Genomic DNA, 23701 nt, shown 5'->3' with positions numbered 1-23701 from the left:
CAACTTGTGTATTTTTATCTTTATGAAATAACTCTTTTATCTAACTTTAACATCAAGGCCCTGCTTCTTTAATCCGCTATATAACGCCGCTATGTGGCTGCCGGTATCTCTTAACTCTTCTCTGGTTGCTTCAGTAAAACGTCTTGGTCTTCCGTTATACTCGAAATCATATTGGTAGCCAACTCCAGATTCAACAATCTCACTAACATTTCGATCTCCGTCCATACGATGACTTTCAACAGATAGTGTGGTATCGCCTATTAATGAGATAAGAATATTCGCATCATCTGTAAGACCACCATTCTCTTTCTCACGTTCGTACATGGTGGGTGAGTAGACGGAATATACGCAGTCATCGATCTTTTCTTTCATGGTATTCTTTGCCCTGGGTGCAACATCAGTCATGAGCGCATTAGATACCTTTTTCTTAATTAATGACTCCAGTTGTTTCATATTCTGAGCCGCCATTAGTCTCAGCTCCTTTGATAAGTTTTTCAAGGGCTACGGATGCTTCCTGTGCTCTGGTGCCTAAATATTCTAACTGATCTTTGGGAAGAGATTCAGTTACTTCTGTTGTGATGCCTTTATTTTTCAACACTTTGGTAATTCTGATAAGCTCATCGATTTCATTAGATTCAGGAATTGGCAAGTCGGTAAAATGACGTAGAATCAGTGTTATATAGAGGGAGGCACTATTCTTCAAATTAGCTTCTGGTGATTTATTGAGTTCCTGTAAAATAGTCATGTAATTGAGAAGCATATCCTCAATATCACTATCCTTAAATACTTTGTGGATGTTGACTTCGTATTTGCCATCCAGAATCTTAATTGTCTCTTTCTGATTTAGTTCGTTTTCCATCTTGTCGAGTTCAGCAATTGTAAGCTTTTTTGTTTTTGCCATTGTAAAACTCACTCCCGTTTTTAAATAGTTGTGTCATAAGACACTTTTTTTGAAAAATCTCATTTTTACAAATGAGTAGAGTCTAAAAATGCCTTATAAATCAAAATAATATATCAAAACACAAAAAAGAGAGGGGGATACCCTCTCTTAATCCATTGAAACGAATTCAACTTTGTCTTCCCAAAATACTAAATCAGGTTCATAGCCACCTCTTCGGCCTGTCCATAATTCAATTGGTTGTATACCATCCCAATAGAAAGGAAGTTCTACCCAATTCCATTCAGTTTTCATCTGACTTGGAGAAAACATTACCTGTTCATTACTTGGCTCACCAGCGCCTTTATATCTCTCAAATATTGTCATTGTATTTAGATTTTGCATACTTAAAACAAAGATAGGAGTTGTAGAAGTTGTAGAAGTTACTTTGACTCTCGCTCTAACAGTATATTGACCTGCTTTGTTGCCCAATATCCCCTCAATCACTCCACCGCTGATTGTAGCTTTACCGTTTCCCTTGTCGCCATATTCAAATTTAACACATGATCCACCCGTTGTTCCTGCTTGCGTTGTATCCAAACTGGCTCCAAATCCAGTGTTCAGAACAAGATCAGTCCCCGCCTTCAATGTACCAAGAGTGCGAGGACTTATGGGTTTGGGATTAGAGCCTCGTCATAAATTGTCATTGTATACATCTCATTACCTTTGGCTGGTTTTAGCATTTCAAGTGGAATATCAAATACGGAAGGGTCACCATCGGCGCTAGTATCGATCTTCCAATTGTCCTCCATTTTTGCTTTGTTGATTACAATCTGGGCTGCATAATCTTCCTCATTTACAGTGTTACGAACCAAGCAATCGAGAACAACTTTATAAGAGCCAGCAAACTTATCTGTAGAAACGGTGATTGTTTTTGCCGTACTATCAGTGGCTACATTATAGTATGCAACGATATCAGATCCGTCTTCGAGATCACTTGCGAAGAATGACAGTACCTTTGCTGCTAGCGTATAGTTAGTTGTTGCTACAGTTCCTTTTGTAAAAGTAATCTCATCGCCATGTGTACCGTCTTCGTTGAGTTTGTATACACTAATCAATCCATTTGTAACATTCACAGGAGTATAATCAAGTGTTGCTTTGTTAGCTACCACTTTCAATTCTTGACGCTGAATTACATTAGTTGCACCTGTTTTAATATCGTTCCCTGTCATCATCGCGATAACTTCATTAGTAAATACACAGTCTTGAAGAGTTACTTTTCCTCCTCGGTTTCCTGAAAACCCTACAACCTTAGTGTTTCCACGACCACCTTGGGCATATTTCGTTTCCCCAGAATTTTCAATTCCCGCTGTTTTCAAGTTTCGAAGTTGAACCTTAGCTTTTTCTGTCTTTAGATCATAAAATGTTGCAAGTGCTACTTCTTTAATTGCCCATACATTTGGTGCACCCATTAATGTATCACTCCTATTAGTTAATTAGATTTATTTGCCCAATGCAAATCAGATATTTTAATATTTTTAGTTTCAATTGTTCCTGCATATATTCCATTTAGAGTATGATGGTAATTATCGATGTTATCGGTAACTTGTAGGCCATTGTAGATTTGATAAATAGACAAATCAAAAACATTTAGAATATTAAGTCCATTGCTTTTCCATGCAAGTCCAGAAATTATGCTATGTAAGTCCATCTTTTCTTTTGGTTTAGGCTGCTTCTTTCTATTCTTGAGAATCATATCTACCATTTCTTGGGCCTTTGAATTGCCGGGTTTAAACTCAGCTTCATTAGATGGTCGTATGTTGTGGGCGGTACTTATCATTTCTTGAAATTCATCGAAATTCGAATGATCTAAATGACCTTTGTCACCAATAGTTATAGAGATACTGTAATCGTCTTGTTCTAAAGAACACTCTGTTGCAAAATATAAACGCAGTAAGTCGAAACTATTAGATCTAAAAGATGTGTTGTGATAGCAGTTAGCGAAGAAGATATCGAAGTTGGAAATATTGTCGATACTCTCTTTTAGGTAGCTCTTGTCGATCAATAAATGGGAGAGTCGAATATTATACTCATTTAGTCCGATATCAATGATTGTTCTTACGGAGGGGATATTTATGATACCTGCGCCTGATAAATAGATAGGGGAATTGGATAGTAATTTAAGTTTCAGATCTTCATGATTCATTTCTTAATCGACCAATTTATAAGAGGTGTAATAACCAGTATAGCTATCATTTACATACATCTCATCCATCTTATAAAACCTCGTCTTACCAATCCCGATTCCGCGCTTTTCGTTCATCAACCTATCTATTTCGTTTAAAATGAAATCATTTCTTAGAAATCCATATTCGGTTCTTAGCAAATCCTTATGGATAATTACGTAGAAATAAACGTATCCTCGCCTAAAGACATTGTTAATGTATCCATAATTTCTAAGGGCCATAGTCACATAGGACATTCTGTCCTTGCTTAATTCAGGAACGGTACTAAACGGATAGATGTTCTTGTACAGTAACTCACTAGTATCCTCAATGTCGGATTGATCCAAAAAATCGCTATTGCGATAGTAAAGTGCCTTACATAAGTCGGGTGAGTCGATAAGTCTCAACATAATGGTTTCTTTGTCTTTACTTAGATTTTCAAGTCTGCTCATCACACTCACCTCCTTAGATAGCAGATTTTATTTGGATTTGTTTTGTCATAGTTACAGATCCATCAGCATTGGATACATGTAACAAAATATAACCGATGGAATCACCACGAATAATACACGAGTTGTTTGATTGAGTTGTGATAGTAGCCAGAGAAGTTGGTTTGTTATTTACATCAGTTAAACTGAAAACTCCATCCATCTGCACAGCTAGTTCGTTATCATAGAATTCACAACTGTAAGCCTTAGTCTTGGACTTTGTAATTGAAACATCGCCATTAATGACAACAGAATAATTGTGTGTTTGAAGTGGAACAACCACAACATCTAAAGTTGTACTTATGTCTTTATAGGAAACATTAATAGTCGCATTACCTTCGGATATAGCGGAAATAAGGCCGTAATCATCAATAGTGCAAATGTTAAAATCAGATGAGGTAAAGGAGAGTAGAGGGGAAGACATAAGTTTATTGTTGTTTGTGACTGACACCGACAATTGAAAAGAGTCATCTGGTTTTAATGAAATGCTTGTTTGATTAAGATTGATGACATAGTTTGGTTTGACATAGTCAGCAATTCTGAGCTCTACATTATCTTTAGAAGGATCGATATTATCAGCATCAAGAACCAGATAAATTAGGTTATCATCGAGCTTGTCTATTGAACTAATTCTCCATGCACGGTCATCAAATATAAATCTTTTACCTTTCTTGAACTCATAGGTATTTTCGTTATTTTGTATGGTCAATTGTCTTCTCTCGTTGTCGAGTGTAACTATCTTACCATTGTCGACTCCGAAGTTACCTAATGCAGTTGTTGTGTAAGTAAAGAAGGTTTCATTAACTTCGCCATTTGATTCTTGCCATTTTATAGTAGATAAGCATTTTCGCAATATCCCACTCTTGTAGATTTCACTATTTTCATCAAAATGAATAACAATCCACTTATCGTTTTTCCAATCGATCGTTATACCTAGTTCGATTAGTGAGCTGAAAGGAGTGATGAATTTTTTCGTATCTGTTGCGTTACTATTATCAGTAATTTGAAGATCGTATTTCTCATTCGAAATAATATCAGCTACTTGATAATAGACTGGCGAATCCTTAAAAATTGAAGATAGATTTAGATTGCTACTATGAACCCTAATGTCTCTAACATTCACTCCATACATTTTATCGCGGACTTTATACTTATCTTTGTAACTCATTTCAAGTTACCAAGGTTGCCGTTGTTGTATGTATAATCCAAGATCAATTTATCTGCTTCTTTACGCTTTATCTCTCTAATGTCTGATAATTGCTTAAGATGCGCTGCTTGAGAAGTCATAGAGAAATCCTTAGATGACATGAATTGTTTAAGATTCTCAATTGAAATGATTAGAGGATTTAAGTATTCAACAACCATTAAAGTCCCTAAAATTAAAATATCTTCATCGTTCAATGCTTCATCAAATGACTCTGAGTCACGCTTAGATAAATCTTGTCTACACTTTTTGAAACGGGGGATGCTGTTTAGCAAATAACGATATTTTAAATTATCATCAGAATCTTTCTCCAAAAAAATCGAGTCTGAAATCTGACTTAGAAATACATCGTAAATATCTTCAAATTGAGTTCCCACTAGCAACACCCCAATTAGTTATTAGGGTCTAGTTTTTGACCTAAACCTTCTTCAATCGCTTTAATAATATGTACATCTCTCAGTTCTCCGAGTACATATTTGTCCCTAGCGAAACCGAAAATTAATGACTTAGTGTTTGTGTTGGCTTCTTTAATTACTTGCTTGATTTGTTCTGGTGATTGTTCAAGAATATGATCAATATCATCTAGATCAACTACATTTTTCTGAAATCTAGCAAGATTCAAGTAGTCAATTGCTTCCTGATCCATAACTTTAAGCCAACCCTTTTCAAGAAAAGCTCGTTGAGAAGAAAGCATAGTTCTGAGTTCACTTAATTCCATAACGTCCTCATCGCCAAAGTCGGTAAATTTCCATACTTGACCGGAACGAGGAGATTTATAAATCAAACCACCTTTAACATTACTGGAAACAGGTACCAAAACATTCTCGTCTAACTTTTGACGTGTTTTTTTCTGTTCTTGAGATTGTTCTTTATTTTCTGATTTATTTATACTCATAGATTGCTTTGCCAATATATTTACTCCCTTCAAAGGTTAATTATTTTAGGAGGGGAGAGCCCTCCTAAAATTGAAAATTAAGCGAGGATATATACTCCGTATTTTGCAGCCGTCTCTACGCCTACGCCATATTTCTTACGCAGTTCATATTCCTTGGAATCATCTTTATTACCGATTGCCTCATCAATCAATGCTACGCCTTCCATAACAAATTTCACGATTTTCTCATTGCCATTTGGAAGAACAAGTAGGAAGTTATTATCAATTGCGAATTCATCAGTGCCAACTTTATGAGCTTGTGGCATAATACCGAATGTAATACCGTCAACCTCTTTAAAGTATCCATCAGCGTTACGAGAATTTTTCATATCTTCAGAAACGTATGCAGGGACTGCTTTTTGTACTGCAAGACGAGTACCAATTACCATTGGGTTCATCCCTGTTTGGGCACGAACATGCTCTACGAGTGTATTAAATTCATCTACATCCCAGGAGCCGGTGTGTTTGTATGGGGCCGTCAAACCGTTGTAAGCCGCTTTGACGGCATTGAAGATTTGTTCAGTAATTTTTGCCTTGAACGAAGTTTCAACTCTGTTCACAAGCTTAACCCAATCAACACGACCAGCAAGGAATCGTTCTAGCTCCTCGTAGATTGCTACTCCATACCAATCGGTATCAATTTGGTAAGGTTGTCCTTCAGCAATACGTTGGCGGCGAAGGTTATTAGTACCACCTGCAATTTTAGCAACTTCAAACAGTTCATCAGATTCAGGTGTAAAGGACAATTTATCGCCAAAAGCAGTCGAACGATAATCAACGAATTGATCGAATTGATCTTTGATACCTTCCTCTACACGAGCGTCAACAACTTCTTCGATAATCTCAAAGATTTCGTTTTTATTTCTACGGAACTTCTTAGCGTCAAACTTTCCATCTGCGGAACCAGTAAGTTTATTCAAAGCTTCACGAAGTTTTTCGTTTGCTTCTTCCTTCGAGTAAGTAGCTACAGAACCTTTTGCAAGGTCAATTGCCAAATCAATAATTGCATTTTGGTTTTCCATTATAATATTATTCCTCCTATATGTATGTTTATGTTATTAGGCTTGTACAACACGGAATGTGGTTGCTGGTTGACCGTAGACTTTACCTTTACCGATAACTACCGCAGCGAAGCGAGTTCCACCAGTAAGATCATTTGCATGGGCAAGTTTAGTTTTACCATTCACAGGAATAAGGAATTTATCAACTACACTAGTGCCATCAATCACATCATCAGTTACTGTTACATTATCACCAACAGTGAAATGATCTGCACGAGCTGGTTTACCTGCCTTATTAACGAAATCAAGAATCCCTTTTCCTGCCTCGTAAACAATTTCAGGAGAGGAGATGATTACAATTTCCTGAGTAACTACATCAGTGGGAGCTACACCATTTACCAGTTCACGCTCTCCTACTACTGGAGAACCCAGAGTAACAACTTGACCATTTTGAGTATCCGCAGCAAGAACTACACTTTCAATATTACCTGCTACAACAGACTGCATTTTATCTTTGCGAATCGCCATAATTTATAAAATCCTCCTTGTTTTTAAAAGAAAATAAAAAACACACCATTTTGGTGTATTTAATAATTGAGTAACGTTTTAAGATTTAGTCTTCAAACAGAACATCATAAGACTTCCCAGACTTTTTGACTTTTTCATTCTTTATTTCAATGTCGATAACTGGTTTAGTCTCGATGCTAAAATTAAGTTTTGCTTTTTTCTTACCAACTAGTGTGAAGAGTTTTTCTTCAATTTGTTCAAGTGTGAACTGTTCCTTTGATTCTTTAACAGGCTTCATCTCTTCTTCGGACAATTCATTTGCGAAAGAAGAGAAAAGGGCATTTTCAACATCCTCGCGTTCCTTTTGGAGTTTTGTGGAATACTCCGAAGAGACTTTAGAGAATTCTTCTTGCAATTGCTTATAGGTCTGGTTCAAAGATTCAATCTCTTGGTCTTTATCAGATAATTGCGATTCGAACCTATTCTTTGTTCTTTCTTCAGAGTGAGACTTAATTTGATTAGCAAAATTCTTAATAGACTCACTGAATAGGGTAGGGGATTCAGTAGATAGATCCATTGGAACATAATTAACTTTGAATCGCTGCATGGATGCTTGATCAATAGATACCTTATCACCTGTTACGGAGTAGGAGAAACCAACGGTATACCATTTTTCATAATCATAAGCAATTACATGGGATTTTTCGGTATCAATATCTACAAGAGCATACTTAGGATACTCGAATCCCCAATATTCATCGACAATGCTGCCGAAATTAGAAATTTCACGACTAACTTCTTCAAACAATTGAGAACCAGTAAGTGTAAAAGTATTAGGCGTTTTATTTTCAGATGGAGATCCTTCATCTGCAACTGTAAATTCAGTCTTTACCTTGTCTTCAAGTTCCTCAAGAGAGAAGTCTTCGTGGTTAATTCCTTTCGCTTGCAAGTCCTCCAATGTCAAACTGTAAGGCTCCAGCATTTTTAGAATTTCTTCCACTTTATTTCCTCCTTGCGAATCATTTATTTTAACCTCAGAAGAGGATGATTCATTTAACGAAAATTTGAGCTCTTTTAACATTCTTTGAAAATCATCTTTAAACTTATCTTTATCTAGTTGATATGCAACAATCGAAGCTGATTCAAAACATGGCTCAACGTGCCCACTGGGATCGGATTCCTTGTCGATGCCTAAAATACACAAAGCGGAGAAGAGGAATTTTTCTACTTCATACGTCTTTTGTCCATTAATATTTGAATAATTTCCTTTTTGGATTTCAATCTCCATTGATTGATTGAACTGCTGCCCGATCAACATTTGTGCTTCTGGGTAGCGACCAGTCCATAAAAACGCATTATCTACAACCAGATATTCATTAATGGAACCATCTTTTTCTTCGACTTCTTCCCAATATATGTTTGCACTTTCAGGAACTAATCCATAAGGAACGGTAGTATTGATCCATTTGGGCTTATCTCCTGACACATCGATTGCACCACCATGCCCACCAAAGTTTTCTGTTTCTTGCTCAAACTCGCCAACAATAGGGATATTAAACATAGATGGCAATGCCTCTTCAATTGATTTGCGAGATAAGTATGAATTATTTCTGTTGAGACCTGCATACAATACGCGGATCTTACATTTAGAAAAGAGAGGATTGATTTTTTCTACATCAGAGATATGAACATCAAAACGCAACATTTTTTCATACATATAATTTCACCTCCTTACCCTGCAGAGTTGCTTTCTAAATCTTTTGTTTGCAACCCTTTATCTGTAAGATCGGTCTCATTCTTTGTTGGAGCACCATTTTTCTTATTTGGATCTCCCGAGGTCGTATGGCTTGATTGCAACGGTACGAGTTTTAAAGGTAATTCTAATACTTCATTCTCAAGATATGTATTCAAATACATTGAACTTGGTTGAGACCCCATAACGGCAATAATCTCATTTTTGACAGGCATACCAAACTGAGCCGCCTTTAGTCTACTATCCAAATATGCATCCTTATTATGTCTGGTTGTTTCAAGAATTCTAACCCTAAACTTATATGCACCTGTTTGAGTTGCCTTTAGATGTTCATTTATCCATCTCTCAATATCCTTGATTAAAATGGAGGAATCGGACTCATCTGCTATGATTGAGGATTTTAATGCTGCGCTTGAGTTTGAATTTGAACTGAAAAGCAACTCGGAAACTCCAGCCTCATTCCAATATTGACTCGTTGCTTGTCCAACTTTGTTTTTATCAATAGAATCGCGATCAAAATTTATCGCCTGTATGTCCATCGGGGAGGTCATCAAACCAACTTGCGGAGGAAGGTTCTCTTCGATATTGTCATGAAAGACTTGTGCAAAGTCTTTATCAATTAAGAATGAGTTTATTTGAGCATCCTTGTCCGTTCTCATAGGTATCTTCTGAAATAGGAGTTTATAGTTGCCGATTTCCTCATTATTTTTATTTAATGCCTTGAAATCTGCTATATCAAGAAGGCCTTCAAACAATGAAACAAAGGGAGGGATAGAATAGATGTCAGAATTAGCTTTTAAACAAATCGCAAATGGAGATTCTATTCTCACTATTTTATCCTTATTACCTTTTTTGTTTTGTAAATCATTATAAATACGCTGGAACTCATCTGGATAAGATTCTATCTTATTGGTTGAGTTAATTGTTGAGAAATCAAACGAATATCCCAACAAGCCTGTGGTAGCATCTATAAATGACAAGCGGCAATAATCAGGATTCAATTCTTGTATATAAAAACCATCTTTAGATACTCTTGCATAGCCAAAAAATACTCCGTCTCGATAAGTAATCAACCTAGCTTTGGTAAATTCATTTTTGATGTTCATACGTTCTACGTAATCAACATTCTTGATATATAAATTTTTATACTTTGCTGGGTCTATCTTTTCTGGATTAGATCCAAACCCCTCAATGACGTAATCAAGATTATAGAGAGTTGCGTAGTAGTTGATTAATCTTCGATATTGTGATGAGGTATAATAGAGCTGCTTGCTGATTTCTCTGAGTTTTTTTTGATTTTCACTATTCGATTTATCTTTTAAGTATTTTTTTATATCCTCTTTGCTGAATGTACCCACTACTCGACTTGAGGCGTTTTCTGTATTTAGATTAATAAGTGCGATTTCCTTGAATGTTGCTAACATTTGTTGTCTTTCAGTAATCTCTTGGGACAATTTATCACCTCCTTAATGCTTTGAATAGATGTTAGGCTTACGCATTAAGAAAAAGTCATGAGGGTTAAGATTCACTTTTTCTCTTGTTTTATCCATAAAGGCTTTTATGTACCATAATCCCATACTTAAAGAACTATATCTATCCTTATCAACCCTTTTAGTTAATTGTTCTACAGTGAACTTACCACCGGGAAGTTGCTTGATTTTTAAGTTTGCTACTTCCTCAAGTAAAAGATCTGTCTGGGTGTGAGGATATATTTTTCGAACATGTTCCTTGTCATTTATATCGTAGTTATTATTAGTATTTTTAACTAATAGCTGCAGTTTCCCACTCTCCACCATATCTATGAAGTTAACAATTATGTCGTGGTTAATTCCTTGGGAGGTAAGAGCATATAATATTTTTTCTGATTCGCTTGACTCAGGATCATCATCGGTGTTAATTGTATTCCAACATCCCAAATTATCACCCGTAATTGGATCTACTGTATCTTTCAGGAGTTCATCCTTTAATCCAACGCCAACACCATTGGTATCTACCACTACTATTTTCGCATCGTATAATAATTTCAATCTTTTTACTTCAATAGCCTGGGCGCTAAAATTAAGACCATTTGGTAGGTTTATTAAGTTTACCAAATAAATTTTCAGAATTTTTCCATCTTTACTTCTTTTGATTTTTAATATCGAAATTGAAGTTTGGTTATTGTTTTGAGAAGATGATCTCGCCACGTCAACAGAAATTACATATTCTGATTTTCCATCACTTTTGAATTCAGGAGAGGACAATGTTCTTAAGTCGATGACCTTATTAATATTTACTATTGCTCCATCAGAGGCACCAACCCATTTACTCTCGTAATTCATAGCAAAGAAGGTAGGAGAGAGCTTGCTTTTTTTATCTAGTAGTGCTGATTTAGGTTCACCTCTACCATAATTAACTGCGAGCTGCCAATCTGAACCAATCACCATTTTACCCTTCAATTCTGCCATTTCATCGAGCATTCTTAAATTTCTTTCGAATTCATCTGAACCTCTAAAACCCGAAGTTGTGAAAAAATTGATTTGACCATTCAATTCCTCAGGATTGATTACTGCTTCTCTCCCGATGGTTCTTCTGGGTACATTGGGTATTGGTTCAAGACAGTCTTCAAATAGTGCATTATTGAGAAGTGCTGATTCTTCGATTTGCAGTCTCTTCCGTCGCTGCCCCTTGCTGCTTTGTGCATTAGCAAGAACATCAATTCTTCCTCCAGAAATAAAATTGACTTCTGCACTATCTTTTGAGAAAGAAGGATTGCCCGCAACTTCATTCTTTAATAATGGGTAAAACCTTATTAACTCTCGCCACTTATCTTCGAAAATACTGCTTGCATTTTGTAGAGTTTGAGCAGTCATAGAGATCTCAATGTCTGGATAAAAAATAGCAGCATGAACCATGCCCATTACTTCAATAAGCGTTTTTCCATATCCTCGTGGAAAAACTCCATAAGTAGAAAGAAATCTTGCTATTGATCGTAAGAACACTCTCTGATCTAAATCAAGTCTTATTCCTCCAGTTTCTGGAGTAATTAAGTCATACCATAGATCTGGATTCCATCTACACCAACTAACAAAATCTTTATATTTACTCAAGTTTCTTGTGAAATTATCAATCTGATTTTCAGTTTTCATTTCAACTGTGTTATTAAAATCGGGATTCCTTACATCTAATCGATTTTTTGTATGTTTAGCGCTATTAGATTGAAAGTTATTATAAGATGTCATCATCTTCACCTTCAGTCAATCTATCATATTCCTTTTTTCTCTGTTCGTAGAATGAATAAATTTCTTTATAGTCTGCAACTGGAAGACCCTTGAGATCACGAACGTAATTTACATAGCACCAAATAGTGAAATCTACGGAATCCTGAGGTCTTTCCTTGAAATAGGGAAGTATCTCAATGACATCGATGGCCTGTTCAACATTTCGCGTTAGTTGCGAGAAGCTATCTAAGCCATCTGAAAGATCAGCTTTGGAAAGTTGTGAGGGATTTATTTTAGCAGCCGTAGCAGCTTCCTTTGCCAGCTTTCCCCAGGCCTCGGCTTCCTTATAGAGACCCTTCGTTGTAGCTAACTCCTCTTTTACTCGATAGCGTACATAGATCTGCAAAGCTTCTGTATGCATAGCTGTTCTTTCAGGATAATTGACTTTAAGTTGTTTGTACTTTTTCTCAAATAAGACAACTTCCTCTGTGGGATAATCTCCCCATTTATCAATCAATTCTTTCAGTGTTTCCTCATTGGTTGTGAAATTTGGGGGTGTAGAGACAATGCACTCAGGTACTTGGTTAACGTATTGTTCACTATCTGAGAATGTTTTACCTTTGTAATTAGGTAAAGACGACAACTGAGGTATATACTTACCCCAATCTCTTTCGCTTCGTTCAAATGTTTCTTCAATAAAAGGTTTATTCATAAGTGCAAGAACTAGCTTAATTCTGTCTAAATAACCAGGTGAATCTTTTAATCCTATATAATCTACAATACAGTTTTTGCATACCGCTAGCTTATCTGATGAGAAGAGGGGATTGGTATTAACATAATAATTATTCAATGCTTTAGCCTTGTCACACTTAAGGCAAACGACCCTTTCAGGCTGTTTAAGTTTCATGATTTCACCTTCCTATAAACTCCCGAATAAAAAAAGTGAAAGGGCAGGAGGGAGTGGCCCGTTTTAGATATCTGCAAAGATAAATCCCTTTCAAAAATACAAACAACAAAAAAGACGATCATTAAAATCGTCTGACGAATTCTTTGTATTTTACTTTTAACCTTCATCTCCATCAATGAACTCTATTTCATAACCAGCCATTGACAGTAGATCGATTTGCAGCATTTCAACGTCATCCTGGAGTTTGTCCAAGCGTTCGGAAATTGCGCCGTGATACGCGGCGTGATTCCAAATTGACGAGAGAGCTTCTTTGAGCTGAACTTTATTTTTAACTTTGATAACCTGATCAACATAGTTGTCTAAAATAAGTTCAATATTTGGTTTATAACTTGGAATGATAACTACGTTTGTATTTGAAGGTAAATCTTCGTCAGATAAAAACGCAGAAGGGAGGTCGTTATCGGGTTCATTTTCTGGCTCGCCCTGAAGATACTCTGCCTCTGTCAATATTAATGCCTCCTATACATTTACATCTAAGCGGATATTGTATGTAGCTAATCGGCCTTCTTCGTTATCGAAGATAATTAGTTTTTGAGCTGGTTTACTTGTTTTTCTTATTTCTTTTGCATAGGCATCCACACCAGACAAACTTGAGTTTACAACAATTTCAATGCCATGCACTTCATTCTCTTCATGATGATGAATATGACCCATAAAGCAAAAATCTGGAATGCGTTTTGTCATCAAGGTAAGATTCTCAACAACATTTCCGACTCTATCCCTATGACCATGCACAGCAAATATAGTTTTACCACAAATTTCGGTTGTAATTATTTCGTCATCGTATGTATTTTGAATAAATTCGATATTAGATAAGTGCGATAGCCTTGCTTTTAGGAACCAAGGTACAATGTCAGCGAAACTCTCTTTTGCAATTTCATCGTTTTTGTTTGGAGTTACACGATCATGATTCCCACGACAGTTATAAAACTTGACCGATTCAAATTCATTGGAAAGAGTATGTAATACTTGCGCCATGGATTCAGACACTTCCATTGTCTGAGTTATTACATCTTCAACGCTATTAATCCGAGTTGTGGTGTGAATCCAACCGTTAATTAGGTCTCCCAATGAAAACACGTGAATAGTTTTTACGTTATGACGTTTAGCATCTTCAATTGTCCTATTTACAACTTTATTAACTCTTTTGTAAAACTCATTGTTATCAAACTTATTCCAGTAACTGTTTGCAAATAATCCTTTATGCCAGTCAGATAGAAGGAGTGCTGCTTCTTTATTTGAATCGTATGTATTCTTGGGTTTATTAGTTACTAACAGAGGATAATTCTCAGATAGTCTGTGGGCAGCCTCTACGACAATACCCCTAATTCCATCGATCTTACCTTGTTCATTAATTAATTTATTGTATTCTCTACGCTGGTCACGAAATTGAACAGTTTTCTTTTGAATTTCTATCTCTTTATCTGTCAATTTCTTATATACTTCATCTTCGAATAGAGTGGAGGAGGCATAATCATAACCCCTTTTAAATGATGAGAAGTCTTTTCTCCACTTCGATTCAGAAAAAGATTCTCCAGATTCTTCGTTCATGAGAATAGTTATTTCATCCCAGGTTACGCCATATGTATCCTTGTTTGAACCAAGACGATACAAATATGATTCAATACTCTCATCAGTATTCTTTTTTGTTTGCGGAGTATTGTTCATTTAATCACTCCTTTGGTTGCACTGGATTCTCTTCAACCAGCTGAAATGACAAATTCTTACCGTCAAAACGTTTTAATGCTTCCTTAATATCATAAATAAATACGCCTTCTTTTGTTTCTTCAGTCAGCTCCATAGTTTCGTATTCGAAAACACCTTTATATGATTCCGTTGTTTTACTTTTAGCCATATTAGATTCTCCCTTTCAGTATTCGATGTTTATTAATGGGGAAGAGGTATAGTCTAAATCGACTACACCACTTAAAAGGAATTGATTTTTCTATGTATATCTTAATGAAATTATAGTTTTACTGAGTCTTTGAGTGCTTTTGCTGGCTTGAAGGTAGGCTTTCTAGATGCGGCAATTGCAACAGCGGCTTGCTGTTTAGCGGTAACTTCATCTACGCCTTGTTCTTTAAGTTCTTTGAATAGTTTTGGATTCATTCCATTTCGAGCTTTCGTTTCACGTGATTCAAACTTACCGAATCCAGCAATATTAACATCCTCGCCATTTTTGAGTGCTTCTGCAATCTGATTAAATACATCAATCACTACATTTTCTACGTCTTTCTTTGCGTAATCGGTATTGTCTGCAACATTATTAATCAAATCTTGCTTATTCATGTAATATTTCTCCCTTAGAATTTATATTTATATGTTTTTTAATAGAGGATTTTTACCCCTATCATATGGAGACCTTTTAGATCTTCAAAAAATCCTTATTAAATATAGGTATTTTACGTATATTCATTTTAAAAGTGTGCAACTTTTGGGCAAAAACGACCTAAAAATAGGTCTTTTTGAGAAGAATACAAGACATTTAGCAGTCTCGAAGCGATCTTGTCTTTTTTGTTTTTTGAAATTTTAACGAGTAGAGAATGCATTGTTGACTCATTAATTTGAATCTTATCAATATAGAATCTATAGTACTTTATTACATCGTCAATCTTCCTGTCGCGTTCTTCTTCAGATAAATTGCTTGAATATGTATTATTTATTTTAGTTACCATTGTTTCTACGTAGCTTAATATCTTATTTTCTTGTCGTCTGTTGCTTTTTTTAATCTCCCCGGGTAATAGTAAATCTATTAACTGAACTTCTTCAATAGGACTTGCATAATTTAACTGAGCCATTTCTTCGAATAGGAAATCCATTGGACAATTATACATTGTCGTCTGAATGTCATTTGATTGACTGACGTATTTCCAAAATAGAGGCTTCTTATTGAGCAGTTCTTTTGTCTTAGATATTCGATCAATCTCTTTATTGATATCAATATCAAACATTTTTTTAGCAAGATCGATACATATACCTGATAGGACAGTAACAACGTCAATCTTTTTTAAGAGTTCCATGATTTCCTCTTCAGACTTCCCTTTATTCAACATATCCCAATAACGAGACATGCAGAGCTGTCCAACATTAACCGTACGCCCAATGTATCTTTGACTATTTGATAACTCATTATCGATAATAGCCATATCTCCATTGTTAACCTTATACTTTTTTTTGCTACTCGACACCTTGTTGATGCATACATTGTATTTCCCAAATACATGCTTTGTTAACTTAAGCAAGCAATCGTCCTTAATGAGAAGTACAGTATCACTATCGTAGTCACTGCCTGATAGAATGTCTTGTAAGGGGAACTTAATTGCATTCACACAGACAATATTGTCTGTAAGATTCAAATATTCGTCTATAAATTTACTTTTAACATTCTTGACCAACAAAACATTATTCGGACTAGTATGCGGATTTCTAAATCCGCTTAGTTCAGTTTCTTCAAAAAGCGTTGTGTGAACTTCGTTTTCGTTTAAATCTACGCATTGCGGTTCACTCGTATCTAACTTTCCAATAGCGTGATACAAAAACTCGATGGGATTGCCCAACATGACACAGTAGTCGCCATTAAGCCTTACTTTGCCGTTTTTAATATGGGTGACATAAGATGAGATGGTCTTCTTTCTAAAGTTCTTGAACAGTTTTGTTTTAACAATATCTTGATTGGTGCTATATAAATCCACAAACATCTTATTGGTATTCATGTCATTTTTGGTTTGTTCTAGGTATGAAATGAAAAATCCATCTTCGTTTTTAAGTCTATTTATGTATTCTTTTTCGAGAAACGTAAAATTCTTAATGTCTTCTCTTGTCATTGGTAGTGAATTAATCATTTGGTAACTAGTCTGCTGTAATACTCTTCCCATATCGTCATATCCGCGCTTAGATTTCTTTTCACTCTTACAAACGCCGAACAAACATTTATCTTTAATTACGATCTTTTTCCAGTACTCCCACATGTTCTTTTCAGATCCCTTGAGGCGGCTGAATTTTAGCGCTTTAAGGCTGCTCGGAGTAGTAATAAAATGAACATCTTTAGCAAAAATCTTCTCTGAATGCATACTTTCTAGTTCCCAATCGTCATAATTGGTTCCAAGTGGACAATGATTCCTTAAGAAGCGTTGTATATTACAGCTAAAGGCAGCACTCTTAAACATGTGATTACGTAACAGCATCATTGACTTTCCTTCTGGAAAGTAAGATGACTCCAACAGAGATTCGCCATCAAATAAACTGTTTGATATTAGCGATTCTTCAAGAAAGCTATCAAGATATCCATCTGAACCTGTTCTAACTACATTAGAAATTCTGTTGAAAGTACTTTTAACGTCGCTAATAATCAGAATGTTGTTTGGATCTACATGTATAGTATCCTCTAGAGATGAACCAACCAGACTTTCATAGGCGAGTAAGGAGGGGAAGTCGATATCAATATTATCATCCCGGAAATCTATGCCCATTCTACTCCATTTGATCATCGGTTCATAAAGCTTTTCTTTGATAAATAGACACTGACCAATTCTTGATTTAGCACTAGAACGTTTATAAACAACATATTTTACTCCGTTTAAGACGAAACCATCACTATAAAGCTTCTTTCTGAGGTCTGACTGAGAAACACCGATCCATTTTGGTTGATCTAGCTCTAATAATATTGATTGAACAAAATCGTTTAATTTTTCTCGGTACTCGGGCTTATCTTTCAGGTTTTCTATTTTAGACTCAATTTTTTTGATTGTCTGCTTACCTGAGTCAACTTTTTGCTTAAACTTCACGTTAATAATATCAGTTGATAATAGCTTTCCATTAGTTTTTTTTGCTGTAGTCTTCAATCCTAAGCTAATTACTTTATTTAACTCTAGACTAGATGGAACCATTCCTATGTATTTTAAATCTAAATCTCTACCCCTGAACATATGGTTGTATATGTCACTACCTTCAATGGAGGGTATGTATACGGGCTTGTGAAGTTCAGTCAATAATAAGTCCTCCTTAATTGTTTAATATTATTATAATTACTTAATAAGAGCAGACACAAATTCCGGATCTGATTTATAAGGTTCACGGTAATATTTCTTTTGTGCTTCTTGTTTTAACCATGTAGCTTCATTATCAATTACTTCTTCTATGTATTTGATACAATCTTTGGTTCCTTGCTTCATTTCTGGTGAAACATCTCTATCATCATAGTAGTCTTTGTCTCCATCGTAGTACATGTCCTGCATTTCTTTAAAGTGTTTTGTCATTAATTATTTATAAATCCTCTCTAATTTTGAATTCAGAGAGTAACATTCAAAAGGTACATTGCCATCTGTATTCCAGAGAATGTTTATCTCTGTGAATCAAATATATCAACAAATAAACTGTGTGTCAATCGATATTAATATTTTTATTTTATTGACTTTGTTTTCATTATAATGATAAAATGTAATTAATCGAAGGGAGGTTGCAAAGATGAATGCAGCTAAAAACAATATAGTAGGATTACATACAGGAACAGTATATGAAGACATAAGAACTTTTGTTTCCAAATTTGAAAGTAAGAACACTCAGAGCAACTATGAAAGAAGCATTAGATCTTTCTTCATGTGGTTTGCTCAGAAATCAATTGAGATGCTTCAGAAAGATGATTTGCATGTTCGAAATGCAGATGTAGTAAAATACCAGGTCTACTTAAGAAATCATGAAGCAGATTATACAAACACGACTATTAATAATATGATGGCTGCTATCCAAAGTTTGTATGAGTTCCTTGAAATAAATGAGTATGAAGTTAATTCTAAGTACTTGAAAGTCGATGTTCTCCCAGACGATTCTGAATCTGCGGGCAGTCTATTTTTTAATGAAGCAGAGCTTATGGCTAACCTGGTTAAGAAACAAACCAAGGGTCAGGAAAAATCATCTCTCATTAGGCTTGCTTACACCACAAGTTTTCGTAAGTCTTCACTCTTGAAACTTGGGTGGACAGATATCAAGAAGAATCCAGAAGCAGATCATTATTTAGTAACTACTATAGGTAAAGGAGGTAAGAAACATACTGTTCCCATATCCTCTGAATTGTATTCTGAATTACTGTTAATAAAAGAACAAAAGTATTATGAGAAATACAGCGATAATAAGATATTCCACTTAAGCAAGACAACGATACAAAGTATGATGGATTCACTTAAGAATGAAATGGGCATATCGGAAGAAAGAAACATTGTATTTCACAGTTTCCGAAACGTTGCTGCAAGCTATGGGTCTCTTGAAGAAGTGAAGGAACATTTGAATCATAGCGACATCAACACTACAAATAAATACTACAGACATAAGTTGAAGGATTACTCACAGAGCATTAGTCTAAGAATGGACGATAGGCTTGATGATGATGTGTTTGAATTGCTCAGTAAAGAAGAACTGATCCAACTCATCAAGCAGCAATCTGTAGGAACCATTATTCAAATGAAGAAAGAAGCGTTAGAAATGATTAGTCAAAAGGAGATGATTGGTTGAGCTTTATTGAACTAAAATTAACGCCTGTACGAATGATGTTTCCAAAAAAGGAAGCAGACAATAAGAACGACTTTCGGATATACGCATGTATTACGAATAGCAGCGAGGTTGAGAAGAATGAGTACGGAAATGTTTCAATAAAAGGCGTTATGCAACGTTTGGAGTTAGATACTGAGTATACAGCACAAATTGTTCTTGATAAAATTGATCCGAAATTTGGAGCAAGTTATAACATCATATCCATATATCAAGATGTACCGGAAACGTTAGATGGACAAAAAGAATTCCTGGCTACAATGATGACGGAAATACAGTTGGCTGAAGTATACCGAACTTATCCTGACGAGGATATTATAGAGCTGATAATGAAGGATAAGTTCGATTATAAAAAAGTAAAACACTTTGGAGAAAAAACATTGATAAAGATTAAAAATCGTATTGAAGAAAACATTGAGTTCAAAGATATTCTTAGTAAATATGCTAGGTTCGGAATTACATATGAGATTATCACAAAGTTGAAAACATTGCTTGGGTCTATCCAATTAGCAACGCAGAAACTCGATGAGTGTCCATACATACTTACCAAGCTAAACGGTTTTGGATTTAAACGCGCAGATAAGATAGCACGAGCAATGGGTGTGCAGTTTAATGATGAAAATAGAATTGAGTATGGAATCAGATATACACTCGAAGATAACGAACAGCAGGGTCATACCTTTATGTATCGTGATGAGTTGTTAAGATCTTCATCGGAAAAGTTAGAGGTTGAAGAATGCTTGGTTGAACAGATTCTTGAAAAAACAGGGGAATTGAAGTTTATTGATGATAAAGTATCACTCATTAAAGCGTATAATGCAGAAAAATACATAGCAAAACGATTGAAGATGATGTTAAGCGAGAGCAATGGTGAGGAGTTAAACTTTAATCCTGATGAGTTTATTAAACAAATTGAAAATAAATATAAGGATATTTTAGTTAATGGTCTAACGCATCAACAGAAAGACTTTTTTAGGATGATTAGACATTCAAAGGCGGGATTGCTTGCAGGATATGCTGGAACGGGAAAAAGCCAATTACAAAAATTCCTTATTGAATTATTAAGCCAGTTGAAATTAACTTATACACTTTTATCCCCTTCTGCACAGGCTGCCAAAGTAACAAAGCAATACACAGGATTTGACGCTCAAACAATACATCGGAAGATTGGCTATGGTGCTGGCAAGGATGAAGAAATGATGTATGAGATTAATGAGGATTTTGTAATAATCGATGAATCGGGTATGACTGACATTTACATCCTTTCCTCACTTTTAGCAAAGATTAAGAACCCTAAAGCGAGAATTCTCTTTGTAGGCGATGACTTTCAGTTCTTGTCAATCCAAGCTGGAAACGTTTTGCATGATTCAATTGAAAGTGGAGTTATACCTATGACTAAGTTAGATATTGTTTTTAGACAAGAAGAGGGTGGACTTCTGGATGTTGCTACAAAGATCCGAAAGGGAGAGTACTTCCTTAAAGACGATTTTGAAGGTAAGAAATTGTTTGGGAAGGATTTGCTGATTCATTGTCTATATCAAGCTGATATGGAGAATGGTTATAAGCATTATTACAATTACCTTCTTAATGAGTATGAGCCCGAAGAAATAATGGTGTTGACTCCAACTAAGAAGAATAAACTTGGTACAGTTCAAATAAATAAATATATTCAATCTATTGTAAATGCTAAGTCAGAAGATAAACTTGAATATGAATACGGTAAGGATAATGAAAATGTGATCCGAGTAGGAGATTATATCCTTAATACAACAAACATGTACAGAGTTAAAAACCTAGAAGAAACTATAGTGGATATTGTAAATGGTGATTCAGGAAAAGTAATTGACCTAAAGTTTGAAGACGCTAAAACAGATTCAGATGAATTGCTGGAACGTGATAAGAAGGGGATAATCATTGAGTTTGATACTGGAGCATTTAGAATTGACTATAAAGATGTATTTCAATTGTTAGCTGCCTGGTGTAGAACTGGACATAAAGCGCAGGGCGATAGTGCACCTGCAGTATTAAGTATTGTTGATCGATCTCATAAGTTCCAGGTATCAGCAAACATGCTTTATACAATGCTTACAAGAGCCAAGAAAAAGGGGATACTAATTACTCAAGCTGAGACAATTAATTTTGCAATCCGCAAAGTGGAGAGTAAACGCAGAAATACGCATCTTTGTGAATTACTAAGACTGGATAGTTTCAATGAGTAATACAGCTTTCATTCAAGTCCCAAACTATATTGTAAGAGATCCGAATATTAACCCACTGGACTTCTGCGTTCTAGCCAGTTTAAAGTATGCTCATTTCTTTTCTGGTAGTAAAAAGGATTTGTTCGAGGTAGACTTCAATGAGGTAAAACGGGTAATAGGAATACATGACAATAGAACCTTAAAGAAATCACTAACAAATCTATATGAGCAGGAATACATAATGGACGAAGTAGTTATACATAGAAAGCAGATGAGCGTTGTACGATTGAATAAAATATTATTCACAAAACCATTTACACAGCTCCCAACCAAACTGTTCACCAGGATAAACAACATAGGTTGCGTTGGGTTTAGGCTGCTATACTATTACGAAAGCTTTATTATTAGAGCTAACACAATAAATCAGTTTTGCTATGCATCTCAAGAGACAATTCAACGTGATACTGGAGTGTCGGTTAGATCAATTATTGAATACAATAAGCGATTAAAGAATGCAAAGTTGTTGAATATTACAGAGCACAAGGTTAGATCTGAATATGATGAAGATGGAATGATGAATTGGAACAGATACAATAACCATTATGATGTGAGACTAGAGAATCTTCTTTAGTCTCTTTTTTCTGTGAATATTACCCCTTGATATGACGCCATTTTTTGCTAAGTGCAAAAATTACCACTAGAGGTGCAAAATTTACTAGTTTGAAGTGCAGAAATTACTAGTTTGAAGTGCAATTTATGCTGCATATTTTGCACCTATATAAAGAGTATATATAGACTATAGAAATATAGACAATTAGAACCAGTATTTAAAGGGGGGCGAAAAACATTTTCCCCCTGTTTGGCAATGATCGCTTGCGCTTGGGTATTATATTTGAATTTGATTATATTTAAATTGTTAAAGGTTGAGTGATTATTATAGTTCTTGAATTAGCTAATAAATTAATCATGAATTTGAAATATAAATGTTCAGGTGAGGTGTTTGTACTTGTTTGGGGAGGTATGTTCTGATTCTATTGATTACTCTTTAGAATTTGAGCTTAAAATCGATGTTAGAGGTTTGACTATATAGAATTTAAACTTGAAGTATGGTGGAGGGAGATTCTTTGATTATTGTTGGAGGATCTTGCTAGTGCCTCATCTTGCTTATTCGCTATTAATTAAATCAATGAAATTGAAATTAATTACACAGGCAAGGTGTTTGTATTGGTGGAGGTAGTTATATGCTGAATTCATGATTAATTAATAAGAGATTAGAGCGTAGAATTGAAGTTGGGGTGTATCCTACGCTCATACATTTTATCGGGTTTGTTGCTACTTCGAGTTTAAAGGTATTTCCTCAATTAGTTCTGGATTTATATTCCTAACATTGCCGACAGACTTAGATACTGGATAAGAAATCATTATATCTGCAGGAAAAGGAACTAATAACTCTTGAAACACCCATCTTTCAATAAATCAAGTATCCCTACTCTAACAATTACCCGAAATGTTATCGCAAATTGAAAATGTGACGATTGACCATTTTATCGTGAGGAGAGAAAAGTGTAGATTTTATAAGGGAATAAGATGAAGAACAGGTCGAAAAGGGCTATATCGTTAACTCGACATCGTAAAACCCTATATAGAATAAGGGGGAAATGGTGATTTTGATGTTTAAAATGGGCAAAGAGAGGATAAGACGTAAAAAAGTAAGGTGAAAAAGTGTATATAAACAAAGGGGAAAATGGGGGTAATACGATTACGAATACGATGTCAAATTTGATGAAAATGACGTAAAACAGTGAGA

General features: G+C 35.3%; 24 protein-coding genes. 3 read left to right on the top strand and 21 right to left on the bottom strand.

The genetic code is table 11. The annotated features are described in order from the left end of the window. Positions 1-36: 36 nt before the first annotated feature. The 21 genes from GRF59_RS15270 to GRF59_RS15170 form a co-directional block, all read right to left on the bottom strand. On the bottom strand, positions 37-468 hold the full coding sequence (locus GRF59_RS15270) for a hypothetical protein (RefSeq protein ID WP_160498580.1): 432 nt from the start codon (positions 466-468) through the stop codon (positions 37-39). Then, positions 428-901, bottom strand: coding sequence for a hypothetical protein (locus tag GRF59_RS15265; RefSeq protein WP_160498579.1), 474 nt, complete (start codon positions 899-901; stop codon positions 428-430). Before GRF59_RS15265 ends, GRF59_RS15270 begins: the two co-directional genes overlap by 41 nt. A gap of 147 nt (positions 902-1048) precedes the next feature. Beyond that, positions 1049-1477, bottom strand: coding sequence for a hypothetical protein (locus GRF59_RS15260; RefSeq protein WP_160498578.1), 429 nt, complete (start codon positions 1475-1477; stop codon positions 1049-1051). A 68-nt stretch (positions 1478-1545) separates the two neighbouring features. After that, on the bottom strand, positions 1546-2349 hold the full coding sequence (locus GRF59_RS15255; protein ID WP_160498577.1) for a hypothetical protein: 804 nt from the start codon (positions 2347-2349) through the stop codon (positions 1546-1548). A 20-nt stretch (positions 2350-2369) separates the two neighbouring features. Next, the gene (locus tag GRF59_RS15250; RefSeq protein WP_160498576.1) at positions 2370-3083 is read right to left on the bottom strand and encodes a hypothetical protein; all 714 of its coding nucleotides are present in this window, start codon (positions 3081-3083) and stop codon (positions 2370-2372) included. A 3-nt stretch (positions 3084-3086) separates the two neighbouring features. Next, entirely contained in the window at positions 3087-3554 is a 468-nt protein-coding gene (locus tag GRF59_RS15245; protein WP_160498575.1) for a hypothetical protein, read from the bottom strand. A 13-nt stretch (positions 3555-3567) separates the two neighbouring features. After that, positions 3568-4758: an Ig-like domain-containing protein gene (locus tag GRF59_RS15240; protein ID WP_160498574.1), complete on the bottom strand. Its 1191-nt coding sequence runs from the start codon at positions 4756-4758 to the stop codon at positions 3568-3570. Beyond that, positions 4755-5171, bottom strand: a complete 417-nt coding sequence (locus tag GRF59_RS15235) for a hypothetical protein (protein ID WP_160498573.1) — start codon at positions 5169-5171, stop codon at positions 4755-4757. The genes GRF59_RS15240 and GRF59_RS15235 overlap by 4 nt, the downstream gene beginning before the upstream one ends. Positions 5172-5185: 14 nt before the next feature. Continuing rightward, a complete protein-coding gene (locus GRF59_RS15230; RefSeq protein ID WP_160498572.1) occupies positions 5186-5704 on the bottom strand; it encodes a hypothetical protein in 519 nt (172 codons plus the stop codon). A 62-nt stretch (positions 5705-5766) separates the two neighbouring features. After that, positions 5767-6750 carry a hypothetical protein gene (locus GRF59_RS15225; protein WP_160498571.1) on the bottom strand — a complete coding sequence of 328 codons (984 nt, stop codon included), beginning with the start codon at positions 6748-6750 and terminating at the stop codon, positions 5767-5769. A gap of 36 nt (positions 6751-6786) precedes the next feature. Further along, a complete protein-coding gene (locus GRF59_RS15220) occupies positions 6787-7257 on the bottom strand; it encodes a hypothetical protein (protein ID WP_160498570.1) in 471 nt (156 codons plus the stop codon). Positions 7258-7342: 85 nt separating this feature from the next. Further along, the gene (locus GRF59_RS15215) at positions 7343-8953 is read right to left on the bottom strand and encodes a hypothetical protein (RefSeq protein WP_160498569.1); all 1611 of its coding nucleotides are present in this window, start codon (positions 8951-8953) and stop codon (positions 7343-7345) included. 14 nt (positions 8954-8967) lie between these two features. After that, positions 8968-10443, bottom strand: a complete 1476-nt coding sequence (locus GRF59_RS15210; RefSeq protein ID WP_160498568.1) for a hypothetical protein — start codon at positions 10441-10443, stop codon at positions 8968-8970. Between the two features lie 12 nt (positions 10444-10455). Next, entirely contained in the window at positions 10456-12219 is a 1764-nt protein-coding gene (locus GRF59_RS15205) for a hypothetical protein (protein WP_160498567.1), read from the bottom strand. After that, complete coding sequence (locus GRF59_RS15200) at positions 12197-13096, bottom strand: hypothetical protein (protein ID WP_160498566.1); 900 nt, start codon at positions 13094-13096, stop codon at positions 12197-12199. The genes GRF59_RS15205 and GRF59_RS15200 overlap by 23 nt, the downstream gene beginning before the upstream one ends. A gap of 156 nt (positions 13097-13252) precedes the next feature. Further along, positions 13253-13603, bottom strand: coding sequence for a hypothetical protein (locus GRF59_RS15195; protein ID WP_160498565.1), 351 nt, complete (start codon positions 13601-13603; stop codon positions 13253-13255). A gap of 12 nt (positions 13604-13615) precedes the next feature. Beyond that, positions 13616-14824, bottom strand: coding sequence for a metallophosphoesterase family protein (locus GRF59_RS15190; RefSeq protein ID WP_160498564.1), 1209 nt, complete (start codon positions 14822-14824; stop codon positions 13616-13618). A 4-nt stretch (positions 14825-14828) separates the two neighbouring features. Beyond that, positions 14829-15011 (bottom strand): YonK family protein, encoded by a 183-nt coding sequence (locus tag GRF59_RS15185; RefSeq protein WP_160498563.1) that lies wholly within the window; start codon positions 15009-15011, stop codon positions 14829-14831. A 110-nt stretch (positions 15012-15121) separates the two neighbouring features. After that, positions 15122-15445 carry an HU family DNA-binding protein gene (locus GRF59_RS15180; protein WP_160498562.1) on the bottom strand — a complete coding sequence of 108 codons (324 nt, stop codon included), beginning with the start codon at positions 15443-15445 and terminating at the stop codon, positions 15122-15124. A gap of 128 nt (positions 15446-15573) precedes the next feature. After that, entirely contained in the window at positions 15574-18144 is a 2571-nt protein-coding gene (locus tag GRF59_RS15175; RefSeq protein WP_237391848.1) for an RNA dependent RNA polymerase, read from the bottom strand. A gap of 36 nt (positions 18145-18180) precedes the next feature. Next, positions 18181-18411: a hypothetical protein gene (locus tag GRF59_RS15170; RefSeq protein WP_160498561.1), complete on the bottom strand. Its 231-nt coding sequence runs from the start codon at positions 18409-18411 to the stop codon at positions 18181-18183. Between the two features lie 208 nt (positions 18412-18619). Here GRF59_RS15170 and GRF59_RS15165 point away from each other — a divergent pair, with 208 nt between their 5' ends. The 3 genes from GRF59_RS15165 to GRF59_RS15155 are packed head-to-tail and all read left to right on the top strand — an operon-like array spanning position 18620 to position 22525. Then, positions 18620-19660 (top strand): tyrosine-type recombinase/integrase, encoded by a 1041-nt coding sequence (locus tag GRF59_RS15165; protein WP_160498560.1) that lies wholly within the window; start codon positions 18620-18622, stop codon positions 19658-19660. Continuing rightward, positions 19657-21915, top strand: a complete 2259-nt coding sequence (locus GRF59_RS15160; RefSeq protein ID WP_160498559.1) for an ATP-dependent DNA helicase — start codon at positions 19657-19659, stop codon at positions 21913-21915. The genes GRF59_RS15165 and GRF59_RS15160 overlap by 4 nt, the downstream gene beginning before the upstream one ends. Then, positions 21908-22525 carry a hypothetical protein gene (locus GRF59_RS15155; RefSeq protein ID WP_160498558.1) on the top strand — a complete coding sequence of 206 codons (618 nt, stop codon included), beginning with the start codon at positions 21908-21910 and terminating at the stop codon, positions 22523-22525. The genes GRF59_RS15160 and GRF59_RS15155 overlap by 8 nt, the downstream gene beginning before the upstream one ends. Positions 22526-23701 lie beyond the last annotated feature (1176 nt).

It is taken from the genome of Paenibacillus dendrobii (assembly GCF_009807035.1).
Classification (GTDB): Bacteria; Bacillota; Bacilli; order Paenibacillales; family Paenibacillaceae; genus Paenibacillus_AQ; species Paenibacillus_AQ dendrobii.
The sequence above is the reverse complement of the archived record's forward strand: the minus strand, read 5'-3'. Positions and strand labels throughout refer to the sequence as shown.